Below are 26,011 nucleotides of genomic sequence, written 5' to 3'. Positions count from 1 at the left end.
GGCTTAGTGCAGGTTTTGGTGTGCGAAAAGGCTTCCGGCTATCCCACATAATGCTTTTACGAGCAACAAACCGTCGATCACAATGAGGTAGAACAAAATGCTTTGCCGCCGCTGAAGAGAAAATGCGACAGCGAGCAGGCAAACAAACGGCACCATATTGAAGAGTATCGTGGGAATGCCGAAATGTTGGTAAATCGCAAATGCAAGAAAAGCAAACAGCCCGATGAGCAGAAGGGGTATCAGCACGACATAGATCGTATTCCGAAGGCCCATCCTTACCGCAAATGTTTTCAACTGAATATTCGCGTCATCTTCATAGTCCTTCATATCGAACATAATGGCGTTGACGGTGCAAAACATCCAGTTTTTGGTAAAAAGCCAGAGCATGAGCAAAGGTTCCACGGCCGTGATGTCCTGCTCGATTTTCAATGCCGCCACCGGGAAAAGGTTCACGCATCCGGCCCATACGAACCCGATCACAAATGCTTTCAGCCAGCCTGTCCGCCTCAGGTTAAAGGAAATGAGCGATTTTGGAAGTAAGCCATAATACAGCACTGCTGCCAGCGGCACCACCGACAAAACCAGCCAGAAATGGAGGGGGAAATGCAGTAGCCCATTGAGATTTTGTACCAGGTACCAACTTCCCAGTAGCGCACAAATGCTGAACAGAATCACCTGGCTGATTCGCACGAACCGGTAATGCAATCGGTACCATTCCGTTCTCGGGTTGGCAGAAACTTTCGGAACAACCGGCCCTGAATAGGCAATGGTGTAATAAAAAACCGTCGTGCAGAACAGTAGAATGTAATAGACAGGGGAGTTGAGCGGGATGTTAAGCTGAAAGGCAGTTTCAACGGATAATGCCACCGCCAGTAATCCAACGAAGTAATTGGCAAAAAATACGAATGCAGTAATCCTGTTTAACATATCTGCCTGTGAACCAGCGTCCGGTGAATGCTCGGCATTGGAATAATATAATTAAAATATGAATTTAGAATTTTTTAAGAGCGTGCGGAAAGCATCATAGCGATTTCCTACATTAGGCAACGATATTTCTTAAACCACCAATTACATGAAAAAAATCTATTTACTCCTGACCCTTTGTCTTTCGAGTCAGGCCAATTTTGTTTTTGCGCAAAGTAAAGAGCCGGTCAGGAAAGACCCGGTGGTTGAAAACATCGTGAAGGAAGCGACCGAAAATTCACAACTTGAAAAATTAGGCCATGAGCTGATGGACGTCATCGGGCCCAGACTCGTGGGATCGCCCCAAATGCAGCAGGCGCACGAATGGGCCGTGGCCAAATACAAAGGCTGGAATATCACGGCAAAAAATGAAAAATGGGGTGAATGGCGCGGTTGGGAGCGCGGTGTGTCGCATATTGATATGGTGGCACCGCGTGTGAAATCACTCGAAGGAATGCAACTTGCGTGGAGCCCGGGAACGAACGGCAAAACGGTAACTGCCGAGGTAGTGATCCTGCCCGACGTGGCTGATTCGGTAGCGTTTCAGAAATGGCTGCCGTCCGTAAAGGGTAAATTTGTGCTTATCAGCATGAATCAGCCCACCGGCCGACCGGATTATAACTGGCAAGAATTTGGTACCAAGGAGTCATTCGAGAAAATGAAGAAGGAACGCGAGGCGCAAACCGAAGCCTGGGCTAATCGTTTGAAAAAGACTGGCTACACTTCCCGGGCATTACCGCTTGCATTGGAGAAGGCTGGTGCGGCAGGTGTGGTAATGTCGTATTGGTCAAAGGGTTTTGGGGCTAATAAAATTTTTGGGGCTTATACCAAAGCCATTCCGACGGTTGATATTTCGCTCGAAGATTACGGATTGCTTTACCGCCTGGCCGAATCGGGGCATACACCGAAGATCAGCGTGCGTGCGGATGCGAAAGAAACGGGAGTAAGTCAGACATTCAATACGGTAGGGGAGATCAAAGGCACCGAAAAGCCAAACGAATACGTAATTCTCTCCGCGCATTTCGACTCATGGGATGGCGGAACGGGTGCTACCGACAATGGTACCGGCACGCTGGTGATGATGGAAGCCATGCGTATTCTGAAAAAAGTATATCCCAATCCCAAGAGAACTATTCTCGTAGGACACTGGGGAAGCGAGGAGCAGGGGCTGAATGGCTCCCGCGCATTCGTGGAAGACCACCCCGAAATTGTTCAGAATATCCAGGCAGTATTTAATCAGGATAATGGCACGGGTAGGGTGGTTAACCTCTCCGGGCAAGGCTTTTTAAATGCCTATGAATACATTTCCCGCTGGCTTTCCAAAGTCCCCGAACCGATCCGCACGCCTATCGAGACCAAATTCCCCGGAGCTCCCGGCACCGGCGGCTCCGATTTCGCGTCGTTTGTAGCGGCTGGCGCTCCGGCGTTTTCACTCAGCTCGTTGAACTGGTCGTACGGCACCTATACCTGGCATACCAACCGGGATACTTATGATAAGATCGTGTTCGACGACGTTCGGGGCAATGCGATCCTGGCAGCGATCCTGGCTTACCAGGCCAGCGAGGATCCTGCTAAAACATCTCGCGAAAAAAGCATTTTACCCGTCGACGCGAAAGGTGTACCCGGCACATGGCCAGAACCACGCAAGCCCACACGCCGCGGCGGACTGGATTAATTTCCCCGTAACCTATTTTTGAAAGCAAAGGCATAGTATTGTCTTTGCTTTTTTTATTAAACCGAATTCCCGACACCATGCAAATAGCGATCATACACGAGCCAGACGAAGACATTCTGATCATCCGCCCATTCGGCCAGGATGCCGGGCCCGCCAATCAAGAGATGTTTAAAGGAGAGAAAGGGGAATTGTGGTGGTATTCTTCGAAAGAACTGTGGGTAGGATTGGGGAAAACTCCTAAACTTCCTGCGATCACGAAAATTTTCCGGTCAGTTTTTTTTAAACGAAAAGACCGCTGGCCGTCGCACATTACCCTCGACGCACGCGGGCGTGACGCAGCGTGGGTCGGTAATGCGGTGAATGGCATTGTGTTGGGCGGTTATGACCTGCAACTGTACAAGACCGAACCGAAAGCAGTGAGTGAGTTTTTCAAATCGGGTATACTCTCGATTTTGGCTGATGAAGGTTCGGAGGTCAAACTGTCGGCGGAGAATGCTTTGAAAACGGCTTTAGTGCAAATGCGCATGATGGACCTGATGAATGCACCTTCCAATTATAAAAAACCTGCAACACTGGCCGAATGGGCCCGGAAGTCCGGAGCGGAGAACGGGTATTCGGTTGAGATATTGGAGAAAAGTCAGCTGGAAGAGCAAGGTATGCACGCACTGCTGGCTGTGAATAAGGGGAGCGACGAGCCACCTGTAATGATCGTTTCGGAATACAAACCGCAGCATTATACTCAAACAGTGGCGCTTGTGGGCAAAGGCGTCACATTCGATACGGGCGGTATTTCCATCAAACCCTCGGCCAATATGCATTTGATGAAAAGCGATATGGGGGGTGCAGCGGCGGTTTTGGGCACGGTTGAGTTGGCTGCGCAGCTGAAACTGCCGGTTCGAATTATCGGTGTGATACCATCTACGGAAAATTCCGTCGATGGCTCGGCGATGAAGCCGGGTGATGTAATCGGTTCTTACGCAGGTAAAACCATCGAGGTGATCGATACCGACGCGGAGGGTAGGCTTATTCTTGCCGACGGCCTGAATTATGCCGTCAAACAATATCAGCCGGATGTACTCATCGACCTGGCGACGCTCACGGGTAGCATCATCCAGACGCTTGGTTACGAGGCAGCAGGGCTTTTTACACCCAATGACAATCTTGCGGCGGCGCTCACCGAGGCAGCCGATGAAACCGGGGAGCGTTTGTGGCGCCTGCCGGTTTGGGATGAATACAAGGAAGAGGTCAGCTCCGATATTGCGGATGTAAAGAACTACCATGGTAAACCACTCGCCGGCGCGATTGTGGCAGCCAAATTTCTGGAAGTATTTACCGACGGGCACCAGGCATGGGCGCACCTGGACATCGCGGGTACTGCATTCGGAGATACCGAGTTTGCACCCGGCCGAGCCGGAACGGCCTATGGTGTCAGGCTGCTGATCGCTTACCTGACTAAGCTGGGCGGCTAACAACGATGCCCGGGTTGTTGCGGAAATTTAACCCGGCCTTTTCTTGCCAAAATGGTTCTTTTTGCTGAATTTGAGAACATGTGCTTCGTGGTAATACTTATCCATGAATCCCGCTAACGTCCACCAAATTACGTTTTATGACCCCAACTCTTACTTTTCTCTGCATTTCCACCTATTTCAAAGGCAACGACTTTTTGAAGGCTCTGAAAGACGCCGGCAACAGGGTTTTTCTGATCACTGCTAAAAAACTGGAAAATAAACCCTGGGTCAGGGAGGCCGTGGATGAGTTTTTCTATGTGGAAGAGGGGGAAGACGGGGCTTATAACATGAACGAGATCATCACCGGCCTCGCATACGTCATGCGCACCCGCCCGATCGACCGCGTGGTGGCGCTGGATGATTTCGATGTGGAGAAAGCCGCGCATATCCGTGAATATTTTCGCATTCCGGGAATGGGGCAAACGACCGGCCGCTATTTCCGCGATAAGCTGGCAATGCGTACGAAAGCGCTGGAATCGGGCATTCTCGTCCCCGGTTTCTCGGCACTTTTTAATGATGATCAGGTCAACCGGTTCATCGAAAAGTATCCCGGGCCATGGATGATCAAACCACGATCGGAAGCTTCGGCGCTGGGGATTCAAAAGCTGAGCACAGCCGAGGAACTCTGGAACACGATCCATGAATTGGGAGATAAACGCCACGCCTACCTCGTCGAACAATATAAGCCGGGCGATGTCTATCACGTCGATTCGATCTCCTACAACGGGATCGTTATATTTTCCTGGAACAGCAAATACCTCGCACCGCCATTCGATGTAGCGCATGGCGGCGGTATATTTCGCTCCGTTACCGTGCCGCTCGACTCGTCCGAAGAACATGCATTGCAGACGCTCGCCGTGGATTTGCTCAAAGCTTTCGGATTGAAACACAGTGCATCACATACCGAAGTGATCCGCTGCCATGACGACGGCAAATACTATTTTCTCGAAACATCATCCCGCGTCGGCGGCGCACATCTGTCCGAAATGGTGGACGCGGCGTCGGGTATTAACCTCTGGAAAGAATGGGCGCGGATGGAAACCGCGGAGGCAAAGGGGGAAAACTACAAGTTGCCGCCTGTAAGGAAAGAGTATTCAGGTATTATCATCTCGCTTGCGCGCCAGGAATGGCCGGACCTGTCGGTTTTCAACGATCCTGAAATCGTGTGGCGAATGAACGAACCGCACCATGTCGGGTTGGTCGTAAGGTCCAAATCCCGCGACAAGGTGCTGGAACTGATGGATAAATATGCTGCGATAGTCCAGAAGAAGTACCATGCTTCCGCACCCGCGCCGAAGAAACCGGCGCATTGACGGCTATTTTTTCGGGACAGGAACATTCGCCGCCAGGTAGCTTTCCAGGCTTCGGAATTGAGCCGTCCAATATTGTTCGAATGTACTAATCCATTGCTGAACTTCGCTGAAACCGCTCTGGTTCAACACGCAATATCGTTCGCGGCCTTTTTCCTCGATATTTATAAATCCCGCATTTTGCAGGATTTTGATGTGTTTGGAAACCGCCGGACGGCTGATATCGAAATTTTCCGCGATCGCGTTAATCGAGCGTTTTTCTTTGGCGACCATCATCAATATTTCCCTCCGCCCCGGATCCGCGAGGGCCTGAAAGGCGTCTACTGTTTCTATGCTCATGCGAATCGCTCCTCAAAAGCTTTTTTGAATGCTTTATTAACGATTTTCTTCCAACCCATTTCCATAATGAAGCTCGTCAGCACATTTTTCGGGCCTGTAAATCCGGTATGTTCGAGGCGGAGCTCGGTACCTCCGTCTTTGGGTTCCAAAATCCATGTTACGACGGTGTCAAGCGTAGTAACACCGGGTTTTGGCCCTCCCTTAAAACTATAAGATAGCTTTTTCAGAGGGTCGATTTCCAGAATTTTGTGGTACATAATCCCATCCCAATTCTGCGCAGGCCGCGGCTTTTGCTGCGTTTGGCATTCAAACCCAATCTCCGGTTTGAAATCCTTCATCGGGCTCCATTTGGTAAGAATCTCAGGATTAGTAAGGCACTCCCAGATCATTTCCGGCGGGTAAGGGTAAAACCACTTGAGTTTGATATCACGTTTCATAAAGCGTAACCTTTTTATTACACAAATTTATATGTAACTTTTTTGTTACGTAATTATTGATGTGAAAAAAATTTTGTAGTCGCGCGTTACCAAAATAGAGATCGAGCGTCTAAATGGGTGGACTTAAATCACACGCATTATTATGAAAGATATTGAAACATCGGAATTGCTAGGCGCAGTGAAACAACTTATTGAAGAAAGTAGGAGGAATGCTGCATTGGCGGTGAATGCCGAAATAACCTTGCTGCATTATCGGGTTGGTAAGCAGGTAAATCAGGAAATTTTGAAGGAAAATAGGGCGGAGTATGGGAAAAAAGTACTACGCGAGCTGAGTTTAAAGCTAATTGTAGATTATGGTCAGGGTTGGAGCATGAAACATTTGTTACACTGTTCGAAGTTTGCCTCCGTTTTTCCGGACGAATCAATTGTCTCCGCACTGCGGAGACAATTAAGCTGGACACATTGAAAACGTTGATATACATAGAAGGTGCTTTGAAACGTGAATTCTACATCGAAATGTGTAAACTTGAAAGATGGTCGTCACGTCAATTACAGGAGCGCATCCAATCCATGCTCTACGAACGGACCGCCATCAGTAAAAAGCCGGAGGAATTGATTATTAGCGAGCTACAATTGCTGAAAAACGAGCAAAAACTAAACCCCGACCTGGTTTTCAAAGACCCCTATTTTCTCGACTTCCTCGGTTTGAAGGACGCCTACTCGGAAAAAGACCTCGAAGCGTCGATTATCGTCGAATTGCAGCGCTTCATTATTGAAATGGGCACCGATTTCGCATTCATGGCGCGGCAGAAGCGCATTACTATCGATCACCGTGATTATTTTATCGATTTGCTGTTCTATCACCGGCGGTTGAAATGCCTGGTGGTGGTCGACCTGAAAATGGGCGAATTTGAAGCGGGTTTTAAAGGACAAATGGAGCTTTACCTGCGGTTTTTGGAAAAGTATGAGAAAATCGAAGGAGAGAACGATCCGGTTGGGCTGATTCTCTGCTCGGGAAAAAGCAGCGAACATATTGAATTGATGCAGCTGGATAAAAGCAATATCCGGGTCGCGGATTACCTGACGGCCCTGCCTTCACAGCAGATCTTGCAGGAGAAGCTACATAAGGCAGTAGAGATCGCGCGGCATAAAATGGAGCAACGCGATTATACCAATACAAAAGCGGGCCTGCCAAACAATTAGCAGACCCGCTTTAATATTATTTAAAACGGTTTAAACCAGCTTGAATGCCTGGCGACCCAGCAGCACCCAGCTTCCCTTTACTTTTTGAAATACCATGAACACACCGAGCTTCACCTGCGCAGGGTCTTTCCCCTTGTTGTGGGTGTCACCAAAAAGCTTGTGACGAACCAATGCGACGTCGCCTGAGATGGAGATGGTTTGCTCGCTAAGATCGATTTTGGTGAATTTGGAATCTTCGCTCACCAGCGCACGAATGAACTCCTTCTGATCTTCCAAAAGGCCGTTGGAATGGCCATAGGAGAGCGAAGGCGAGGTTAACTTTTTCAAATCGGCCTCATTGGCGCTGATGATCGCAGCTTTTAGCTTTTCAACAGTTGCGGCAACGGCTTTTTCATCGGCGCTTTGAGCGAAAATAAATGCATTGCCTATCAAAAGGAATGCGAGGAGCAAAAGTGTTTTTTTCATTGATTAATAAGGAATTAGGATAATTTACGTCTTCCGATCGGCGGTCAGCGGTCCATGGTCTGCGGCCAACTATATATCAACCCGCTCCATTTTTGGCGAAAATACGTGCATTACGCCCCATGCGAGCAGGTATGCGAACCCGCAGATGATGAAAATGATGTTGTAACCTCCGCCGATGTTTCCGGCTGCCTTGTAGTTGTCCAGAATGATCCCTACCAAAAGAGGAAACAGGATACCACCTACTGATCCGGCCATTCCGCCGATTCCGACGACCGAACTTACAGCCTTTTTAGGGAACATGTCGGAGGCCGTTGTAAAAATATTTGCACTCCACGCCTGGTGCGCGGCTGCCGCCAGACTGATCAGCACAACGGCCTGCCAGATGTTGGTCGTATATTGAGCGGCCATAATCGGCGTGACAAGGAATGCGAAAATCAGCATGGACGTCTTCCTCGCCCGGAAAATGGGCCATCCTTTTTTGATAAAATAGCCTGACAAATACCCGCCGCCAATGCTGCCAATGGTGGTTGCCGTGTACACGATCACCAGTTCCGGGCTTGGCTTTGAAAGATTCAGTTTAAATGCTTCCGCGAAATAGGAAGGTAGCCAGTAAAGGAAAAACCACCAGATAGGATCGGTAAGCATTTTGCCAAATACAAATGCCCAGGTTTGGCGAATTTTGAACAATTCCAACCATTTAACAGGTGCTTCCTTGCTCGTGTCGGGTTCGTTGTCGCTGTGGATGTAGTCGAATTCGGCCTGGTTGATGCGGCTTTGCTTTGCAGGGAGCTCATAATAGCGCCACCAGAATATCAGCCACACAAATCCGAGCGCCCCGGTAATGAGAAACGCTTCCTGCCACCCGTATGCCCCCAAAATCCATGGGACCATGATAGGCGCTACCACCGCGCCGATGTTAGCCCCTGAGTTGAAAATACCGGTCGCCAATGCCCGTTCTTTCTTTGGAAACCATTCGGCGGTAGCCTTGATCGCCACGGGGAAATTTCCTGCCTCGCCGAGCCCAAGTATAGCACGCATGAAGCCAAAGCTGAATGTTCCCGTCGCGACGGCGTGCAGCATAGCCGCGATACTCCACACGACAACCGAAATGACATAGCCTATTTTGGTGCCTATCTTATCGATAATAGCCCCGAAGCCGATCAGCGAGAATGCGTAGGCCGCTTGAAATGCCATTACAATATGACTGAAATCGGACTCCGTCCAGCCGAAATCGGCTTCCAGTGTCGGTTTGAGAAGGCCGAGCACCTGGCGATCGAGATAGTTGATGGTCGTTGCGCAGAATAGCAGCGCCACCACGCGCCAGCGGTAGCTGGTCTTTTGGGTCTCCATGCGGAGTTGTTCTGGTTCGGGATTAAGCATATTCTGTTCTTTCAAGAAGCGTTTTAAGTGTTTCAGCGACGCCGTTTTGCGTGATGGATTGGAGATATTTCACGATGGAACTGTGGACTGCATCGACTTTATTGAGGTCGCGCCCCCAGGTCGACGCGTCTTTGAGAATAGCCAGTACCATGTCGGGGAGCGAGGCTATTTGCCATTTCTGGTAAAAGAACGATGCTTTCGGATCCTGGATCAGGTACGCAGTGCCGTCCACCTTGCCGTAGTAATTTTCTCCCTCCTTCTTCACAGCCTTCATGTAGTAAATGAAAACTGCGAGTCCGAAGGTCATATATTCGGGAAGATAGCCGTTTCGGGTCTCGTAATTCAGATAGGTAGGGATAACCCTGGAAAGTACCTTGGCTGAATAATTCTGATTGATATTGAGCCACTTATGGAGAATGTGCGGATTTCGAAAACGATCGGCTACCTGGCGGCTGAATGCCAGCGCGGCATCCGTGCGAATATCGTAGGGAATAGCCGTCGCGATCTCGTTCTCCATCAAATGCGTAATGAAAGCTGAGAAAAACGGATCGTTCATCGCGTCTACAACCGTTTTGAAGCCACATAAATGCGCAAGCCCGCCTCCCAGGGTGTGGGCGCCGTTCAGGAGCCGCAGTTTGAGCTCGCGGTATTGTTCGATATCCGGCTCGACGACCAGACCTTCATCGACCCCGTAAAAACCTATTTTCTGGCGGATGCGCTCGTCGCCTTCGATCGCCCAGAGGTGATAATGTTCCGTCGCAATCAAGAGCTCGTCGCGGTAGCCAAGTTCTTCTTCCAGCTCTTTCAGACGTGTTTCGTCGGGCTTGCCGGGTACAATGCGGTCGACGAGCGAGTTGCAGAAGAAATTGCATTGCTCGATCCAGTCGATGAAAGCACCTTCCAAGCCATTGCGATGTGCGAGTTCGAGGGTGATGGATTCGAGTTTCTTGCCATTATCGGCGATCAGTTCAGTGGGGATAATGACTACGCCAGAATCGGGGTTACCGTTGAAAGCCACGTAACGTGCGTAGAGAAATGCCAGCAGCTTTCCGGGAAACGAGACCGGCGGCCACTGGTAAATATCGTCCTGAACGAGTTGGATCCCGGTTTCGGTAGTATTTGAAATCACAATGGTAACCGCAGGGTTTTTGGCCAGGTCCAACACGAGCGACCATTGCGTTTTGGCCGACAGCACGCGGCTGATAGCCGAAGAAATGATATTTTCTTCTTTGAGCTCGCCATTCTGAATGCCGCGCGAGCATATGGTGTAAAGGTTGTCCTGTCGCTCAAATGCTTTTGTATCGCCCTGGTCGGTGGATTTTACGACCACGATCCGGCCGTTGAATACACCCTGCCGGTTAGCTTTGTCTATAAAATAATCGGCCAGGCCGCGCAGAAACGCGCCTGTACCGAATTGCAGTACTTTTTCCGGCAGCTGGAACACGGAATCATCAGCCACGATCACGGCGGGCTGGCTTCTGAGCTGACGAAGGTTTTCCCGGAAGAGATGGCTCATAGCGTCGAGATTTACTTTTTAACAACCTGTTTCAACAACCAACCGGCGAGGTCCTTGCCTGCTTCAAAATTCTCGAAGCTGGTATCGATCCTCCTGCCGTCAACATATTCATTGTAGAGCCACGGATCTCCTACGGCGAACACTGTTCCCTTGCCATATTTGGAAACTCCGAAAATGATATCACCCTGGTCGGTAAGCAGTGCTTTTGCTGGTGACGTGAGGCTGAGCGGTGACAGTTCTTTAATGTAAATTTTTTCAGTGTTTTTGAAAACAGCTTTGGCATCAGCCGGTATGATCAGTTTACCCTGCTCGAATTGTGTTCCCTGCACCATATTGCGGTTTTTGCTCGTGAACTGAATCCCAAACTTTGCAGCTAGCTTGTTGAAATGCGGGATTTCGCAATTAGCGGTGTCGTTGGCCATAAGGACGAGTACGCCGCCTGCTTTCACCCACTTTTCAATCTCGGAAATGGATTTATCATCGATGAAATGCGGCTCCGCCGCTTCCTTTTTGGTGTCGGGATCTACGATAATGTAAACGTCGATACCCTTCAAGCTGGCAGCCGTGGGCGGCGCCGGGAGTGCAACCGTTTTGACACCCAGTTCACGGAAAGTATTCCCCCAAAGCCAGAAACCCGAATGCATCCGGTCCTCCCAGGTATAGTGGAATTGCTCCGGGCCTCCGGTGAGATCTTTACGGGTCTCGTGGTTGAAATAGTAGTCCAGACCCACCGTTTTACTTTTCCCTACGGCATTTTCGGCAGCTATTTCCATTTCAACACTCGCAAAAATGAATGGCCCGATGCCTTTCAGATCGTTCTTCCGGATGGGCTCACTGAGGTAATATTCATAAGTGCCGTCGCGGTAGGGCGTCCCTCCCAGGCCACCCACACTCACGGTTTTGTTGAGACTTAAAGTGCCGTTCGCTTCTTTTTCTACAAAATTTTGGAGGATTCCCTGGTAGCCTTTCTTTGCATTTACCGCGAATTTAGCAGGAATGTAGCCCATCCTTGCGCCTTTCGCGAGCGCATATACGAACATGCACGAGGCCGATGCTTCCAGATAGTTGCCAGCCCTTTTGCCCTGGTCGATCACCTGGTACCAGGTACCGGATTCGGGGTCCTGGTATTTTGCCAAAACAGGTGCTAATCTTTGCAAATAGCTGATCAGTTGCGCTCTTCCCGGATGCTGTGCCGGTAGATAATCGAGTACATCTACGAGCGCGATCGCATACCAGCCAATAGCCCGCGCCCAGAAACTTGGGGAACGTCCAGTCTTTTTATCCGCCCATTTCTGTTCGCGGCTTTCGTCATAGGCGTGGTAAACGAGCCCGGTCTTTTCATCGACGGCATATTTTTCGATTAATGCAAATTGCTTGACGATGTCATCGAAATGCTCGGGATGATTGAAAATGAGGCTATACTCGGCCGCAAACGGCTCACCCATGAAGAGACCGTCGAGCCACATCTGGTTGGGATAGCGCTTTTTATGCCAGTAGCCGCCTTCTTTGGTGCGTGGCTGTTGTTCGAGTTGCCTCCAGAGCAGATCGGCAGCTTTTTTGTATTTCTCTTTGTCGGGCTGGGATTGCTGGTACAATGTCAGCAATGCGCGGCCGGGTGGAATATTGTCTATATTAAATTCGTCGGCACGGTAGGTGCGGATAGTGCCGTCGGGGCGGACGTACTGGTCGATATCTTTCCGGATGTATTCGAAATATTTGCCTTCTCCCGTCCGGCACCACACTTTTTCGATGGCTTTGAGCATCAATCCCTGCTCGTAGTCCCATTTCGTTGCCGTGTTTTTGCCTACGAGAATAGAGTCTTTATGATTGGCGATAAAAGAGTCGGCCATTTGCCGGGATATTGGAAAATCCTGCCCAAACGACCAGGTAGTCATGAAACAGGCGATCCAGCATGTAAATCGGCGGATACGAAGTAGAGAAATGGCCATCCGGAACAGGTTATGCTTTTGAAATAGTTACAAAATCCTCGCGCATGGGAGTGAAAATATCGACCAGCATGCCAGCCGAAAGGCACAATGCGCCATGAACCACATGCGGCGGAATGTAATATACATCCCCCTGCCGCAACACCTGTTTCCGCTCGCCGATCGTGATCTCGAACTCCCCGCTTTCTACATAGCTCATCTGCGTGTGAAAGTGGCTGTGCAGCGTTCCTATGCCGCCTTTTTCAAAGGCAACTTTGACCATCATCAGATTGTCGTCATAGGCCATGATCTTGCGTTTCAGGCCGCCTCCGAGGTCTTCCCAGGCGAGTTTGCTGTCGGCGATAAATTCCTTTTCTTTCAATGCTTCCATTATCTGAGATCTCCGATTTGTACGGGGTCCATATCTGTATAATCCTTGTTTTCACCGGCCATTCCCCAAATGAAGGCGTAATTCGACGTGCCGCAACCGGAATGGACAGACCACGGGGGCGAGATTACTGCCTGCCGGTTGGCTACCCACAAATGCCTGGTTTCCGAGGGTTCGCCCATCAAATGCAGCACTCTCTGGTTTTCAGGTACATCAAAGTAGCAATAGGCCTCCATGCGGCGGTCGTGCACGTGTGAGGGCATGGTATTCCAAACGCTGCCCGTTTGCAGCACCGTAAGCCCCATTACGAGCTGACAGCTCTGAATACCGTCCATGTGGATGTATTTATAAATGGTGCGGTGGTTCGACGTTTCCACGCTGCCCACGGTTGCCGGCGTTGCGTCCTCCTTCGTGAATAGCCGGGTAGGGTAAGTTTGGTGCGCAGGTGAAGAAAGCAGGTAGTAAGCGGCTGGTTCAGCGGGGTTATTGCTGGTGAGCAGTATTTCTTTTGTTCCTTTTCCTACATATACGCAACCCAGCTTACTGATCGGGAAATGCTCGCCGTCGGCGATGACCTCGCCGTTGCCGCCGATATTGATGATTCCGATTTCGCGTCTTTCGAGGAAATAGGAGGCCTTCAATGCATCGAATACCGGGATAGCAAGCGGAGTTGCGAGCGGAATGGCGCCACCAATGATGACGCGGTCGTAATGGCTGTACACGAAATGGATTTCGCCATCCCGGAAAATATCTTTGACAAGGAAATTGTCGCGCAAGGCATCAGTGTCCATTTGCGCTACTTCTTTCCGACTGCTTTCAAATCTGATTTGCATATTAAGCGGCAACTTTTTGAATTTCTTTTAAATAAATATGATTAGCGCCCCATCCAGCCGCCATCGACGGTCAATGTCGTTCCGTGCACGTAACTGGCGGCTTCCGAGGCGAGAAAAAGCGTCGGGCCTTTAAAATCGCCGGGCAATCCCCAGCGTCCGGCCGGAATGCGGTCGAGGATGGACTTGCTGCGTACCGGGTCGTTGCGTAACGCTTCGGTATTATCGGTGTTGATGTAGCCGGGCGCGATGGCGTTCACATTCACACCTTTGCCGGCCCATTCGTTGGCCAATGCCTTCACAAGCCCACCGATGGCACTTTTTGAAGCAGTATAGCCCGGCACATTGATACCTCCCTGGAATGTGAGCAGCGAAGCGGTGAAAATGATCTTGCCCGCTCCGCGTGCAATCATTTCCCTGCCTAGCTCGCGGGCGAGTATGTAAGGTGCGTCAAGATTGATATTGAGTACTTTATCCCAGTATTCGTCGGGGTGTTCCGCAGCCGGTTGCCGGAGGATAATTCCTGCATTGTTAATCAGGATATCGATTACCGGATGCTCTTTTTTGACCTTTTCTATAAACTCGTAAAGTTTTTCCCGGTCGCCCAGGTCTGTCTGGTATGCGTAAAATTTCCTGCCCGTTTGGAGGATAGCCCGCTCGGTTTCGTTACCTTCCTTAAACTCCGAAGATGCCACACCGATAATGTCGGCACCGGCTTCGGCCAGCGCCTCGGCCATGGCCTTTCCGATACCACGATTGCATCCGGTTACCAGTGCAGTCTTTCCGGTCAGATCAAATAAATTAACGGTGTTCATTAATGAGTATATGATTTGTCTTTTTCGGGGTATCCGATAAATTTAGCGTCGATTGTAAATAGATCCCAGCTGAACGATGTTAGATTGAATAATCAGAAAAATCAAATAACAAATTGTCTTTTTTTGTGCAATCGTTATCGGGAACGTTGTCAGTTGGCCGGGATAGATGTAAATTTTGAGATAATTTGGCAGCGGAGCAGTGCGAGGGAGAGGAGTTGAGGATATTTTGAAACGAATAATAAGTTGGAATAAACCAATTTTTCCATTGGAAACCATCACCATAAAGGATATTGCAAAGGCGCTGAATCTGTCGACTTCGACGGTGTCACGTGCATTGAGAAATAGCTACGAAATCAACCCTGAAACCAAAAAGCTGGTGATGGAATATGCGGAGCGGATGAACTATCGCCCCAATCCCATTGCATTAAGCTTGAAGGACAGCAAAAGCAAGTCGATTGGCGTCATTATTCCCGAAATCGCGAACCATTTTTTCTCGCAGCTTATCAACGGCATCGAATCCATTGCTTACAACCTGGGTTATCATGTGGTAATTTTTCAAAGCCATGATTCCTATGAAAGAGAGGTGGCGAATACGAATTATCTGGTTTCCAGGAGAGTGGACGGACTTCTGGTTTCGCTGGCAAGCCTTACCACAAACCTCATCCATTTTCAGGAACTGATGGAAAAAGGGCTTCCCATTGTGTTCCTCGACCGCGTGCCCAATGATATTGAAACGCACAAGGTTGTAGCCGACAATTTTAGAGGAAGCTATGAAGCAACAGAGCATTTGATTCTTTCGGGCCGAAAGCGGATTGCGCACCTTACCAGCCCTATTTACCTGTCGATCACCACCGAACGACTGGCTGGTTACAAAAAGGCGCTGGAAGATTACGGGATTCCTTTTGATGAGTCGTATGTGAAGTATTGCCTTTACGGGGGCAAGATTAAGGCTGAAAACGAAGCAGCTATTGAAGAAATGCTCAACCTGCCGGAGCCCCCCGACGCCATATTTACAGCCAGTGATCGGCTTACCACGGGCTGTATGGCGGTATTTCAACGAAAAGGCATCCGCGTGCCGGACGAAATCGCCATTGTGGGCTTTACCAACATCAGTGTAGCCGATTTGCTGAACCCGCCGCTGACGACTGTCATGCAGCCGGCAATGGAAATGGGCCAGCAGGCCGTCGAACTGCTGATCCGGTTGATCGAACATCCGCAGAAAGACGAGAAATTCGAAACACGCTCACTGAAAACAGCATTGACGATCCGGGCGTCGTCTGTTGGAAAAACCGTAGTTTAGCGGAAAAACCACATTACGGATGATCAGCCTGCGCATCGATGGAGCATTGTTCAATTACAGGGTCGCCGGCGTGGCGGTACTGAATGGCAAGGTGCTTCTGCATAAAACCCCTTCCGATAATTTCTGGACGCTCCCCGGCGGGCGTTGCGAGCTGTTTGAATTCTCAAAGGACACTTTGCAGCGTGAAATGCAGGAGGAAACCGGTATGGATGCCAAAGCTGGCGAAATGCTTTGGGTGTCCGAGAATTTCTTCCTGTACAACGGCGACAAGTACCACGAGATCGGTTTCTATTTTGACATGCAAATCAGCGACCTTCCCGGGCAGGCGGATTTTCTTGGTTCGGAGGGACAGGATGAGCTATTGTTTCACTGGCATGATGTGACCGATTTGCATTCAATCCGTATCTATCCCGAATTTCTGGCAGATGCATTGGCTAAAAACCCGCTCGAAAAAGGACATTTCAATTCACCTTTCCGCAACCTCGACGCCGCAGATCCTATTTCGTCATAAACTGCCAGGTAACATTGCCTATTGTGTTCGGCTTGCCATTTTCGGGCCCCGAAATGCTGCCTTTTAGCTGCCCACCCTGTCGTTCAACTTTGACTGTCCGCCAGGAGAATGCCCCTTTTTCGTAGTCGAATGTCTCGCCGTCATCGTCATACAGATTGTAACTTGCATTCTTTTCACCATAATGCCGGATTTCAATATCCGTTTTTGCACCCGAACGCGGCGCGTGGAGCAGGGCTGGCATCATGGGAATAATTCCTCCGTCTTTGACGAAGACCGGTATCTGGTCCATTCCGGGGCTAATGGTTATCACTTCTCCGTCGCCCGCGAGTTTACCGGTATAGAAATCGTACCATTTGCCTTTTGGCAAGATCACCTTACGTGAAGTCTGTCCCGTGAAAAGCGGCGCTACCAGCAGGTATTCACCCGCCATATATTGGTCTTTCACTTCGCGGGTAACAGCCTCCTCATAAGGGTTTTCTTCGAGGTTGGTGGCCGTTTTTTCCTGTTTCATATTTATGCCAAAACCTTCTTCCAGATTCATTCCGCGAAAGGGCGGCGTGCCGTTGTAATGATATTTGGCGAATTCTGAATACCAATAGGGCATCATTCGCATTCTCAGTTCTGCCAATGCCTTGATTTGCGGCGCGACTTCGGGAAAAGTCCATGGCTGCGTGCTGCTCGACCATGCATTGATCATGGCCATCGGCGAGAAGCAGACCGTCTGGAAACGCCGGAGCCATTCTTCGGCGGTTTTGGAAGCCCGTACTTCGGGTGTCCAGAGCACGCCTGCATATCCGCTGTTGATAAGCGCGGTAATGAAGTCTTCGTGACTGTAATTGTCATTATAAATCACATAGGGAAACGACGCACCGCCTGCGTTGGATGCGCGTACGAGCCCGTATGTACGTGTGTTGTTTCGGCGGAACATTTCAAAACTATGTTTCTGTGCGAGCAGCCCGTATGTCTGACGAATTTGTTCCGAGGAGCGACCGGAGGGAAATGTCGCCACGTCGGGCCAGAGGTAGGAGTCGAATCCATCCACTTCATCGATCTTGTAGCCGCTGACGCCGATCTTTACATGTTCTTTTTCAAACTGATCGAACAGGATCTTACGGGCCTGCGGCATTGAAAGGTCTGGAACAAGGCCATTCCAAACCGTATGAGAGCCTGTGTAGGGCGCTATCGTTTTATAAATGGAGGCGTCGGGTGAGACATAGGGATTTGTCCAAAGATTAATTTTAACGCCCATTTTGTCCATATCCTTTACAAAACCTGCCGGATCGGGGAAGCGGGAGCGGTCCCATTCGAATGTGCAGGGGTAGGATTTGGTTTGCCAGCCGGGTTCGAGGCCAATGAAATCGAGTGGATAGCCTTTTTCTTCAAATGCTTTTGCCTCTTGTTTCACCTGATCGGCGTCGTAGAGCCGGTGGACACGCTGCGTAAAGCCCAGGCCCCAACGCGGTGGCAGACAGCCCCCGCCACTCAACAGATTGAAACGCTCGATCGCATTGACCGGCTTGGGGCCGGCGAACACGTAAATTTCAAGCCCCTCGGCCGGTATCAGCATTTCAACCGCATCGGAATAAGGGTGCGCTTCCCAGTTTTTGTCGGTGTTGCGGTCCATGACCTTCGGCGGGTTTTTACTGTCTTTGCGCACACCCGAGCCCGCGTACACATCGATGTATTTGGCAGAATTTACAAAAACACCATAACCCAGCGATGATACATAAAACGGCACCGGCGCGTGGGTGCGACCATTATCGGACTTGCCATAATGGTCGGTATGGAGCTGCATAATGCGGCCGCGCTGATGGATGCTCTGGAAGTTAAGCCCGAAGCCGTAGAGCTGCTCATTCCTTTGCAACGGCAGACGCAGGTAGGATTTCCCATTGTTCAGCTGAAACGAAATAGCCGATTTATCGACTGGAAAGTCCTGTTTGGATAGTTTCGCGAGCGCGGGCGACGCGGTCGATTCCGCGGCTTTGAGCAGGTTGTAACTGTCGGGTTTGCCCGCGATGCCCTTCCAGACGCCGGGATGGATTTCTTTCCAGGTGATAACTTGCCCGAAAAGCAGGGCAGGAACGAGTATTAAAAACAGGGTTGAAAGGGCTGGTTTTAGATGGCGCATGGGGTTCAGTGGCTCTTGGGTCGATATTATAAGTGGGTATTCAATTTTTATACTAAAAAAATATGGTGGTAAAATAAGTCTATTAAATTTGTAGGATATATAGATTATTGATAATTTTGAGCTTCGAAATCAGAAGACCCCTGGCATTATGTACTACGAAATTGAAGACGAACTGGGCAACGTGTCCACCTTACAGCTCAAACAAAGAATAGCGGAAGAGCAGATCGAACCGCCGAAGGAAGGTGAGCTTGCTCCGTTGTTTTACCTCCGGAATGAGGAAGGTTTCCCGGTGACGTCGCTCACGAGCGCTTCATCGGACAGTGAATCGCGGTCGATTCTCGACCTGGTCCGTTTTAAGCCGCTTGTTCTGAGTTTTTACTGCAATTGCTGGGGGAGTTATGCGCCGAAGCACCTCGAAGCCCTGAAGGCGCTTGCACCGCAGGTGGAGGCTTTGGGTGGGCAGCTGCTGATATTGACCAATGAATCTCAAAAGGAAATCGGGCGCATCGGCAGGAAACTCGATGCCGGGGCGCTGATTTACCACGATAAAAATTACAATGTCGCTCGCTCCTATGGCGTGTTTTCGGAAACCTCACCGATCTGGGACCGCATTGCGGGCATTTCGGAGGAAGTTTTCACGCCTTCGCTCTTTGTCCTCGGCCGTGACCGCCGGGTAGGGTATACTTTTGTCGACGAAAATTTTGACAATGCTCCCGACTTTAAAGCTATTCTGAAGGCTGTTTACGACGGCCGGTAAGAGATTTACATACTTTGGCATTCATACCGTGTCAGCCTGGCAACCATGCATTATCTTTGGTTTTGCCGCTGACACGGTATTTGTTTAATACGATTTCTGGATATGTTATTGAAAAACAGGTTGCAATCGAAGCTTCCCAATGTGGGGATCACCATTTTTACAAAAATGTCGGCCCTGGCCGAAGAACACAAGGCGCTGAACCTGGCGCAGGGCTTTCCCGAATTCGATTGTTCGCCTGAATTGCAGCGGCTGGTGGACAAGCATGTACGGTCGGGTAAAAACCAGTACGCTCCCATGCCGGGCGCATTACCATTGCGGGAAGCGATCTCTAAGCAGACTTTCGAAGCCTCCGGCAGCGAGTACCATCCTGTAACCGACATTACCGTCACGAGCGGCGCCACCGAAGCATTGTTCGTGGCGATCAGCACCGTGGTGCATCCGGGCGACGAAGTGCTCGTCTTCGAGCCGGCCTATGACAGCTACGTGCCGGCTATCGAGCTCAGCGGCGGCATACCGGTTTTTGTAACACTGGACCCTCAATACGATTCCATCGACTGGGGAGCTGTAAAAGCACGTATTACCGAAAAAACGCGTGCGATCATCATCAATACACCGCACAATCCGACGGGTAAAGTATGGACGGCTTCCGATTTGCAGGCACTCGCTGCGCTCGCGGAAGCGCACGATCTGATTGTGATCAGCGATGAGGTTTACGAATACATTGTTTTTGACGGGCGGGCCCATATTTCGGTAGCTTCTATTCCCTCGCTGGCTGAGCGTAGCTTTGTGTGCGGTTCGTTCGGGAAGACATTTCATACCACAGGCTGGAAACTGGGCTATTGCCTGGCGCCTGCGCATTTTACCGCCGAGTTTCGGAAAATCCATCAGTTCCTCGTATTCAGCGTGGTAACGCCATTTCAATTTGCGGTAGCGGAATACCTCAGCGAGCCCGAGCATTATTTATCGCTATCTGCATTCTATGAGCGCAAGAGGGATTTGTTCAATGATGCGATTAAGGACATTGGTTTTATACTGAAACCATCCGAAGGTAGCTTTTTCCAGAATGTTTCTTATGCCAATCTTTCCGATGAGAACGACCTTGCATTGGCTGAGCGTTTGACCAGGGAAATCGGCGTTGCTTCAATACCTGTTTCGGCATTCTACGGAAGAGAAACTGATTTCAAAACACTCAGATTTTGCTTTGCCAAGCATGATGAAACATTGTTGAAAGCCGCAGGCTTGTTGAACACAGCACGTTGGTAGCGCCTGCTTACCCAATTTTTAAAGCGAAAACTACTTCTTAAACAACAATGCCTTAATAGGCTGGATACGCGTGATGATGAGTGTCGGGATGAGCAGGATAGCGGCTGTGATTATAACCGTAGCGATGTTGATCATCGCAAAAATTCCCCAGTCGAACACGATGGGGACGGTGTCCATGTAGTAATTGACGGGATCGAGCGGGATGAGTTTGAACTGATATTGCAACCAGCATAGCAGCAATCCGGCTACATTGCCGATGACGATCCCTTTACGGACCATATCGAGGCCGACCTGGAAAAAGATCATCCTGATTTGCCGGTTGGGGCTCCCAAGCGTTTTGAGCAAGCCGATCAGCGGCGTCCGCTCCATGATCATCACCAGCAGGATCGAGATCATATTGAAGCAGGCCACGAAAAGTATGAGCACGAGAAAAACGGCGGTATTACGGTCGAGGAGGATGAGCCAGTCGAAGATTTGCGGAAAAAGGCTCGTGACTTTTTGAAGGAACAACCCCGGTGGAAGTTCGCGGCGGAGCTTGTGGGTGACCAGGTCGAGGTCGTAGAAATCTTTGAGATAGATTTCATAAGTGCCGACGGAATCTGCCCCCCAGCCATTGAGCCGCTGTACGAGGCCAATATCCCCGATGATCAGGTTATTGTCAAACTCCTCCATTTCGGTTTCGTAGATACCGGCAATGTTCAGCTTGCGCGGCCGCGGCGGGTTTTGGAGTGAATACATGATCACATCGTCGCCGGTTTTCAAGCGCATTTGGGTTGCAATTTTCCGACTGATGAGAATTTGGGACGAATAGCCGTATTTAATGGAAGATGAGTCGGTGCGCCCGATCAGCTTGCCTTCCACGAGGTGTTGTTTGAAAGTATTCCAATCATAATCCTTGCCTACGCCTTTCAGGATTACCCCTTTAATTTCGTCAGGCGTTTTCAGAATGCCCGATTTATGCGCCACCGCCTGCCAGCGCCTGACTTCCGGGATCGTCGGCAATATTTCCGACACTGCATTTTTGACCGGTAGCGGGGCCTCTTCGTAAGTATTGCCTTGTGAAAACGCATTTACATTGATGTGTGCGCTGAATAGGAATATTTTTTGCTGGATGTTTTGCTTGAAACCCAGCAGAACTGCAAAAGCGATGATTCCCACCGCAACACCAATGGCGATACTGGCCACGCCGATCCGCGAAACCGTGGCAGAAAATGATCCTGCTTCGTTATGGCGTATCCGTTTGGCGATGAATGAGGGGAACTGCAAGAGGAATCTGTTCTTTAAATTAGTTGTTGACAAAAATAGGAAAAAACCTTAGCGGTTCGAAAAAGGCATTTTTTTATTAAGTTGCCTGCCTTGATTTATACAAAGACATTACAGAGTCGAAAACATACCACCATCCATGCCATTGATCAAAGTTGCTTCCGGAGTTGTAAACCAGACACCCATGGCCTGGGAGGCCAATACCCGAAATGTCGTCGATGCGATCAAGGAGGCACGGAAGCAGGATGTAAGCCTGTTGTGCCTGCCCGAACTGTGTATTTCGGGTTATGGCTGTGACGACTATTTTTTCGCGCCCGACATGGTTGAACAGGCCCAGCGGTGCCTGCTCGAAGTAGTGGAGGAAACAGCAGGGATGATCGTTGCGGTGGGTTTGCCATTGCGGCATAATGGAAGCTTGTTTAATGCAGCCTGTCTGATTTCCAACAAACAGATTGCCGGCTTTTACTGCAAACAAAACCTGGCGAACAACGGCATTCACTACGAGGCGAGGTGGTTCAGGCCGTGGCAGCCCGGCGCGGTGGAAAGTATCGAAGTGAACCAGATGTTTTACCCGATCGGCGATGTGATTTTTGACGTCGCCTCTGGTCCGGTACTGGGTGGCTCGCACGGTGTGAAGATTGCATTCGAAATATGTGAGGATGGCTGGGTGGCCAATCGTCCCGCGCGCAGGCACTACGAGCGAGGGGTCGATATTATCCTGAACCCCAGTGCGAGCCATTTTGCATTCAATAAATTTATGGTGCGTGAAAAGCTGGTCGTCGATGCTTCCAGGTCGTTCTCATGCAGTTATATTTATACGAATTTGCTTGGTAATGAGGCTGGTAGGGCTATTTATGATGGTGATGCGATGATCGCTTCGAACGGCGACCTGCTCGCTTCCAGTCCGCGGTTCAGCTACGAGGATTTTGTGATCACAACAGCCGTTATCGACACGGAATCCGCCCGATTAAGTCAGGTTCAGAGCAAAATTGCCGTTCCGTCCAAAGAGCGGACGTGGAGGATACCTGCCCGTTTTGATTTTCCGGATATTGAACCTGTATTGCCTCAGGTTTCTGATATTGAGCCGTTTGAAAAAGGCGGTTCTTTAAAAGAAGAAGAGTTCGCAAGGGCGGAATGCCTTGCATTGTTTGATTATCTGAGGAAAAGCCGTTCAAACGGTTTTACGATATCGCTTTCGGGCGGGGCCGATTCCTGCGCTTGTACTGCATTATGCGGGTTAATGATCCGGCTGGCCGATGAAAGTATCGGTATGGACCGCTTCAAGCAGAAACTGTCTTACATGAAGGATATCCAGTCGGCCAAAACCGAGGAGGATCTTGCCAGAGTTTTGATCCATAATATTTACCAGGGAACTGAAAACAGCTCTTCCGATACGCTGGAATCGGCGCGATCGTTGGCCGAATCGATTGGTTCTACATTTTATAATGTGAATATCAACGGCCTGGTAGAGACTTACAAGGGGCTGATAGAAGACCAGATTGGGCGTAAACTGACCTGGGAGCAGGACGATATCGCATTGCAGAACATCCAGGCGCGGGTGCGTGCCCCGGGAGTCTGGCTGCTGACCAACCTCTCGAACCACCTGTTGCTCGCTACTTCGAACCGCTCGGAAGCGGCTGTCGGGTATGCTACCATGGATGGGGATACTTCCGGCAGCATCAGTCCGCTAGCGGGTATCGACAAGCATTACCTGCGCCAATGGCTCCGTTGGCTCGAAACGGTGGGTTGCGAAGTGAAGGGCAAGCACATCCGGATCGAAGGTTTGAAAAAAGTGAATAGCCTGCAACCGACTGCCGAGCTCCGGCCGCTGGCGCAAACGCAGACCGACGAGGCAGATTTGATGCCATACGAGTTTTTAAATGACCTGGAAGGGCTGGCGATCAGGGACAAAAAATCGCCTCTGGAATCGTACAGAAGCCTATATGTGCGCTACAAGGGCATTTACAGCGCCGAACAATTGCTCGGCTGGACAGAGCGTTTCTTTAAATTGTGGAGCCGAAACCAGTGGAAGCGTGAGCGTTATGCCCCATCCTTCCACCTCGACGACCGCAACCTCGACCCCCGTTCCTGGTGCCGCTTCCCGATCTTGTCGGGCGGGTTTGAGAAGGAGCTGGCAGAGCTGCGCGCTTATGTGAATGGGGCAGCGGTGCAGAATGGGCGGAAACGGATTGGGTTTTAGCCTCAGATTTTATTTAAAAATCGGATCCCGGCCTGGAAGCCAATCCAACCATATGCTTTACTGGAGCCATCGGGCTTTTTCCCTATCCAAACGGGAGAAAGCCCTTTTTTTGCTTCTGCATTGATTAATCCCGAATCTTTGGCAAAAAAAGTGTTGAGTGAGGGGCCAGCGAACAAGGCGAACCGGGACCCAATTTTCTTTTCGATCCCTAATGCGAATTTTATGATTCCCTGGTTGATCTCGTCGTTTCGGTCAGTGTTTAGCCATACTATGCTACCTGTAAGATCCGCGTTGGCACTCCAACCTTTACCCAGACGTTGTGCGGTACCGAATCCATAACCGAGGGTAAACAGCGGCTTGTCTTTCGTATCTCCATTGAACCCGAGGTTGAAAATGTTGTAAAACCGCTCTACGCCCGTTTTAAATGCAGTATTGAAATAATTGAACTCATCGGTCGAGAACTCGTAACGGCGGTAGCCATTGCTATGTACCCAGCTAAACAGCCCGAAAGGTACCCTTCCCGTAGAGTCCGCATAGTTGACGAAGCCGATCTGATGGCCTTTCCGCACGGTATGCGCATAATTATAACCGGCTGAAAACTGGTAGCCCTCCAAAACTCCCACAACCACATTACCAACGCCCGCGACCTGGAAACCCGAAAAGTTCTTTCCGGTATAGTTGATGAAATTGGTGCCCTGAAAACCCGTGAAGTTGCCAAGCGTCATGTTAAGGAAGTTGGCGTATTGGAAACCCGTCACGTTGTTACCTACTACATTGGCAACACCGCCAAGCTGAAAACCCGTAACATTGCCCCGCACCACGTTGATCAGACTGCCCACTTCGAATTTAGAAACACCCAACGAGTAACCGGCGATCAGGTTAATGGAATAGTCGTTCACAATATTCCCGCTAAGCTCGTGATTGGTACCTAAAAACGGTAAAATTGATGCCTGGAAGGGCGCGTACAGCGTGTCTTCGATATTGCGGGTGTGCACGGCTTGTTTGGCGGATGCAAATGCGCTTACAAACTTGTTCTGAACCCGACGGTATTTCTTCCGGAGCGTCTCATAATCGGCCCAGGTGATGGCTTTACCGCTTGCCGAGCTGTCGATAAACATCGTATCACGCGGTAACTCCACCTTTGCGAGTTCAAACTGCGGAACTGCCACTCTCGTACGCAGCGAATCCACCTGTACGGGCGTGTGCGTCGCGACCTTCCCGGAAATGGGTTTTAAGGTGTCCGGATTCAGTGAAATCTGCAAATAGGTATCCTTACGGGTAGGAATAGAGATGGATTTGCCGATGTAATCCTCTTTCCTCACTTCCAGACGAAGCGATGATCGCGTAGCCGGAAGGCGGATTTTGTAATAACCATATTGATTACTCACCGCCGATGCCAGTGTTACCGACTCGTAAATACTCGCATTAGCCAGTTTTTTGCCGGTTTTGTTGTCGATAATATAGCCGTTCAGGTCGAAGTTGTCAGGCTCCTCCGGCTTTTCGGATTCCGGTTTTTTTTGAAGGATAATATAGCGGCGGCGTTCCTTGAACGTGACTTTGTCTTTGAAGATGATAACCAATATTTCGCGTACGCTCAGGTTGACCGCCTGGATCGACACGCGGCTTCTGACATCGATCATATCGGGGCTATACGAGAAACTGAAACCGCCGATATTGCCGATTTTTTGCAAAGTCTCGTCGAGCGGCTGGTTGGTTACTTTCAAGTTAATGCGCTTTTCAAGCAATTCCTGCGCCGAAATATGGCCCGGGAGCAGACAAACGCAGATACACCAGAAAGCAATTCCGTAAAGTAGTTTCAAAGCAGGATAACTTGT

General features: G+C 50.0%; 22 protein-coding genes and 1 pseudogene. 10 read left to right on the top strand and 13 right to left on the bottom strand.

What is annotated here, in order from left to right; genetic code table 11:
- Window positions 1-3: 3 nt before the first annotated feature.
- Complete coding sequence (locus ACTJJJ_RS23780; protein WP_440703222.1) at window positions 4-927, bottom strand: UbiA family prenyltransferase; 924 nt, start codon at window positions 925-927, stop codon at window positions 4-6.
- Between the two features lie 145 nt (window positions 928-1,072).
- On the opposite strand from ACTJJJ_RS23780, the gene ACTJJJ_RS23775 reads away from it, so the two are divergent.
- The 3 genes from ACTJJJ_RS23775 to ACTJJJ_RS23765 all read left to right on the top strand — a co-directional run bounded on the left by ACTJJJ_RS23775 (window position 1,073) and on the right by ACTJJJ_RS23765 (window position 5,459).
- Window positions 1,073-2,638, top strand: coding sequence for a M20/M25/M40 family metallo-hydrolase (locus ACTJJJ_RS23775; RefSeq protein WP_440703221.1), 1,566 nt, complete (start codon window positions 1,073-1,075; stop codon window positions 2,636-2,638).
- 77 nt (window positions 2,639-2,715) lie between these two features.
- The gene (locus tag ACTJJJ_RS23770) at window positions 2,716-4,107 is read left to right on the top strand and encodes a leucyl aminopeptidase family protein (RefSeq protein WP_440703220.1); all 1,392 of its coding nucleotides are present in this window, start codon (window positions 2,716-2,718) and stop codon (window positions 4,105-4,107) included.
- Window positions 4,108-4,244: 137 nt separating this feature from the next.
- Window positions 4,245-5,459 (top strand): ATP-grasp domain-containing protein, encoded by a 1,215-nt coding sequence (locus ACTJJJ_RS23765; RefSeq protein WP_188936275.1) that lies wholly within the window; start codon window positions 4,245-4,247, stop codon window positions 5,457-5,459.
- A 3-nt stretch (window positions 5,460-5,462) separates the two neighbouring features.
- Here ACTJJJ_RS23765 and ACTJJJ_RS23760 read toward each other — a convergent pair whose 3' ends face one another.
- Together ACTJJJ_RS23760 and ACTJJJ_RS23755 are read right to left on the bottom strand one after the other, a co-directional pair.
- Complete coding sequence (locus tag ACTJJJ_RS23760; protein WP_188936274.1) at window positions 5,463-5,795, bottom strand: ArsR/SmtB family transcription factor; 333 nt, start codon at window positions 5,793-5,795, stop codon at window positions 5,463-5,465.
- Complete coding sequence (locus ACTJJJ_RS23755; RefSeq protein WP_188936273.1) at window positions 5,792-6,232, bottom strand: SRPBCC family protein; 441 nt, start codon at window positions 6,230-6,232, stop codon at window positions 5,792-5,794. Before ACTJJJ_RS23755 ends, ACTJJJ_RS23760 begins: the two co-directional genes overlap by 4 nt.
- 142 nt (window positions 6,233-6,374) lie before the next feature.
- Between ACTJJJ_RS23755 and ACTJJJ_RS23750 the strand changes: the two are divergent.
- Together ACTJJJ_RS23750 and ACTJJJ_RS23745 are read left to right on the top strand one after the other, a co-directional pair.
- Window positions 6,375-6,757, top strand: a pseudogene (locus tag ACTJJJ_RS23750) (DUF1016 N-terminal domain-containing protein); the annotation flags it as partial.
- Window positions 6,749-7,435, top strand: coding sequence for a PDDEXK nuclease domain-containing protein (locus ACTJJJ_RS23745; RefSeq protein WP_440703485.1), 687 nt, complete (start codon window positions 6,749-6,751; stop codon window positions 7,433-7,435). The pseudogene ACTJJJ_RS23750 and the gene ACTJJJ_RS23745, both read left to right, overlap by 9 nt.
- 30 nt (window positions 7,436-7,465) lie before the next feature.
- On the opposite strand, the gene ACTJJJ_RS23740 is transcribed toward ACTJJJ_RS23745, so the two are convergent.
- The 7 genes from ACTJJJ_RS23740 to ACTJJJ_RS23710 all read right to left on the bottom strand — a co-directional run bounded on the left by ACTJJJ_RS23740 (window position 7,466) and on the right by ACTJJJ_RS23710 (window position 14,754).
- Complete coding sequence (locus ACTJJJ_RS23740; RefSeq protein WP_440703219.1) at window positions 7,466-7,900, bottom strand: nuclear transport factor 2 family protein; 435 nt, start codon at window positions 7,898-7,900, stop codon at window positions 7,466-7,468.
- Window positions 7,901-7,969: 69 nt separating this feature from the next.
- The gene (locus tag ACTJJJ_RS23735; RefSeq protein ID WP_188936265.1) at window positions 7,970-9,250 is read right to left on the bottom strand and encodes an MFS transporter; all 1,281 of its coding nucleotides are present in this window, start codon (window positions 9,248-9,250) and stop codon (window positions 7,970-7,972) included.
- A 22-nt stretch (window positions 9,251-9,272) separates the two neighbouring features.
- Window positions 9,273-10,796, bottom strand: coding sequence for a tagaturonate reductase (locus ACTJJJ_RS23730; protein WP_440703218.1), 1,524 nt, complete (start codon window positions 10,794-10,796; stop codon window positions 9,273-9,275).
- Between the two features lie 11 nt (window positions 10,797-10,807).
- Window positions 10,808-12,646 carry a glycoside hydrolase family 88 protein gene (locus tag ACTJJJ_RS23725; RefSeq protein ID WP_440703484.1) on the bottom strand — a complete coding sequence of 613 codons (1,839 nt, stop codon included), beginning with the start codon at window positions 12,644-12,646 and terminating at the stop codon, window positions 10,808-10,810.
- A 109-nt stretch (window positions 12,647-12,755) separates the two neighbouring features.
- Window positions 12,756-13,112, bottom strand: coding sequence for a cupin domain-containing protein (locus ACTJJJ_RS23720; protein ID WP_188936260.1), 357 nt, complete (start codon window positions 13,110-13,112; stop codon window positions 12,756-12,758).
- On the bottom strand, window positions 13,112-13,942 hold the full coding sequence (gene kduI / locus ACTJJJ_RS23715) for a 5-dehydro-4-deoxy-D-glucuronate isomerase (protein WP_440703217.1): 831 nt from the start codon (window positions 13,940-13,942) through the stop codon (window positions 13,112-13,114). Before kduI ends, ACTJJJ_RS23720 begins: the two co-directional genes overlap by 1 nt.
- Window positions 13,943-13,983: 41 nt before the next feature.
- Window positions 13,984-14,754 (bottom strand): SDR family NAD(P)-dependent oxidoreductase, encoded by a 771-nt coding sequence (locus ACTJJJ_RS23710; protein WP_188936256.1) that lies wholly within the window; start codon window positions 14,752-14,754, stop codon window positions 13,984-13,986.
- 265 nt (window positions 14,755-15,019) lie between these two features.
- Between ACTJJJ_RS23710 and ACTJJJ_RS23705 the strand changes: the two genes are divergently transcribed.
- Window positions 15,020-16,054, top strand: coding sequence for a LacI family DNA-binding transcriptional regulator (locus ACTJJJ_RS23705; RefSeq protein WP_188936254.1), 1,035 nt, complete (start codon window positions 15,020-15,022; stop codon window positions 16,052-16,054).
- Window positions 16,055-16,073: 19 nt separating this feature from the next.
- Window positions 16,074-16,565 carry an NUDIX hydrolase gene (locus ACTJJJ_RS23700; RefSeq protein ID WP_440703216.1) on the top strand — a complete coding sequence of 164 codons (492 nt, stop codon included), beginning with the start codon at window positions 16,074-16,076 and terminating at the stop codon, window positions 16,563-16,565.
- On the opposite strand, the gene ACTJJJ_RS23695 is transcribed toward ACTJJJ_RS23700, so the two are convergent.
- Window positions 16,552-18,693, bottom strand: a complete 2,142-nt coding sequence (locus ACTJJJ_RS23695) for a glycoside hydrolase family 31 protein (RefSeq protein WP_440703215.1) — start codon at window positions 18,691-18,693, stop codon at window positions 16,552-16,554. The two genes, ACTJJJ_RS23700 and ACTJJJ_RS23695, sit on opposite strands and share 14 nt — an antisense overlap.
- Before the next feature lie 148 nt (window positions 18,694-18,841).
- Between ACTJJJ_RS23695 and ACTJJJ_RS23690 the strand changes: the two genes are divergently transcribed.
- Together ACTJJJ_RS23690 and ACTJJJ_RS23685 are read left to right on the top strand one after the other, a co-directional pair.
- Window positions 18,842-19,450 carry a redoxin domain-containing protein gene (locus ACTJJJ_RS23690; protein ID WP_188936248.1) on the top strand — a complete coding sequence of 203 codons (609 nt, stop codon included), beginning with the start codon at window positions 18,842-18,844 and terminating at the stop codon, window positions 19,448-19,450.
- Between the two features lie 102 nt (window positions 19,451-19,552).
- Window positions 19,553-20,713 (top strand): methionine aminotransferase, encoded by a 1,161-nt coding sequence (locus ACTJJJ_RS23685; protein ID WP_440703214.1) that lies wholly within the window; start codon window positions 19,553-19,555, stop codon window positions 20,711-20,713.
- 30 nt (window positions 20,714-20,743) lie between these two features.
- Here ACTJJJ_RS23685 and ACTJJJ_RS23680 read toward each other — a convergent pair whose 3' ends face one another.
- A complete protein-coding gene (locus tag ACTJJJ_RS23680) occupies window positions 20,744-21,979 on the bottom strand; it encodes an ABC transporter permease (protein ID WP_440703213.1) in 1,236 nt (411 codons plus the stop codon).
- Between the two features lie 136 nt (window positions 21,980-22,115).
- Here ACTJJJ_RS23680 and nadE point away from each other — a divergent pair, with 136 nt between their 5' ends.
- Complete coding sequence (gene nadE, locus ACTJJJ_RS23675) at window positions 22,116-24,176, top strand: NAD(+) synthase (protein WP_440703212.1); 2,061 nt, start codon at window positions 22,116-22,118, stop codon at window positions 24,174-24,176.
- A gap of 2 nt (window positions 24,177-24,178) precedes the next feature.
- On the opposite strand, the gene ACTJJJ_RS23670 is transcribed toward nadE, so the two are convergent.
- Complete coding sequence (locus ACTJJJ_RS23670; RefSeq protein WP_440703211.1) at window positions 24,179-25,996, bottom strand: hypothetical protein; 1,818 nt, start codon at window positions 25,994-25,996, stop codon at window positions 24,179-24,181.
- Between the last annotated feature and the right edge of the window lie 15 nt (window positions 25,997-26,011).

Origin of the sequence: Dyadobacter sp. 22481, assembly GCF_052044875.1 — a bacterium.
In the GTDB taxonomy this organism is placed as follows: domain Bacteria; phylum Bacteroidota; class Bacteroidia; order Cytophagales; family Spirosomataceae; genus Dyadobacter; species Dyadobacter endophyticus.
The sequence above is the reverse complement of the archived record's forward strand: the minus strand, read 5'-3'. Positions and strand labels throughout refer to the sequence as shown.

Coding starts and splice junctions, on each gene's coding strand:
- ACTJJJ_RS23780 (WP_440703222.1), bottom strand. CDS start 927: ATGTTAAACAGGATTACTGCATTCGTATTTTTTGCCAATTACTTCGTT.
- ACTJJJ_RS23740 (WP_440703219.1), bottom strand. CDS start 7,900: ATGAAAAAAACACTTTTGCTCCTCGCATTCCTTTTGATAGGCAATGCA.
- nadE (WP_440703212.1), top strand. CDS start 22,116: ATGCCATTGATCAAAGTTGCTTCCGGAGTTGTAAACCAGACACCCATG.
- ACTJJJ_RS23685 (WP_440703214.1), top strand. CDS start 19,553: ATGTTATTGAAAAACAGGTTGCAATCGAAGCTTCCCAATGTGGGGATC.
- ACTJJJ_RS23775 (WP_440703221.1), top strand. CDS start 1,073: ATGAAAAAAATCTATTTACTCCTGACCCTTTGTCTTTCGAGTCAGGCC.
- ACTJJJ_RS23765 (WP_188936275.1), top strand. CDS start 4,245: ATGACCCCAACTCTTACTTTTCTCTGCATTTCCACCTATTTCAAAGGC.
- ACTJJJ_RS23735 (WP_188936265.1), bottom strand. CDS start 9,250: ATGGAGACCCAAAAGACCAGCTACCGCTGGCGCGTGGTGGCGCTGCTA.
- ACTJJJ_RS23745 (WP_440703485.1), top strand. CDS start 6,749: ATGTGTAAACTTGAAAGATGGTCGTCACGTCAATTACAGGAGCGCATC.
- kduI (WP_440703217.1), bottom strand. CDS start 13,942: ATGCAAATCAGATTTGAAAGCAGTCGGAAAGAAGTAGCGCAAATGGAC.
- ACTJJJ_RS23725 (WP_440703484.1), bottom strand. CDS start 12,646: ATGGCCGACTCTTTTATCGCCAATCATAAAGACTCTATTCTCGTAGGC.
- ACTJJJ_RS23770 (WP_440703220.1), top strand. CDS start 2,716: ATGCAAATAGCGATCATACACGAGCCAGACGAAGACATTCTGATCATC.
- ACTJJJ_RS23760 (WP_188936274.1), bottom strand. CDS start 5,795: ATGAGCATAGAAACAGTAGACGCCTTTCAGGCCCTCGCGGATCCGGGG.
- ACTJJJ_RS23755 (WP_188936273.1), bottom strand. CDS start 6,232: ATGAAACGTGATATCAAACTCAAGTGGTTTTACCCTTACCCGCCGGAA.
- ACTJJJ_RS23730 (WP_440703218.1), bottom strand. CDS start 10,796: ATGAGCCATCTCTTCCGGGAAAACCTTCGTCAGCTCAGAAGCCAGCCC.
- ACTJJJ_RS23710 (WP_188936256.1), bottom strand. CDS start 14,754: ATGAACACCGTTAATTTATTTGATCTGACCGGAAAGACTGCACTGGTA.
- ACTJJJ_RS23720 (WP_188936260.1), bottom strand. CDS start 13,112: ATGGAAGCATTGAAAGAAAAGGAATTTATCGCCGACAGCAAACTCGCC.
- ACTJJJ_RS23700 (WP_440703216.1), top strand. CDS start 16,074: ATGATCAGCCTGCGCATCGATGGAGCATTGTTCAATTACAGGGTCGCC.
- ACTJJJ_RS23695 (WP_440703215.1), bottom strand. CDS start 18,693: ATGCGCCATCTAAAACCAGCCCTTTCAACCCTGTTTTTAATACTCGTT.
- ACTJJJ_RS23690 (WP_188936248.1), top strand. CDS start 18,842: ATGTACTACGAAATTGAAGACGAACTGGGCAACGTGTCCACCTTACAG.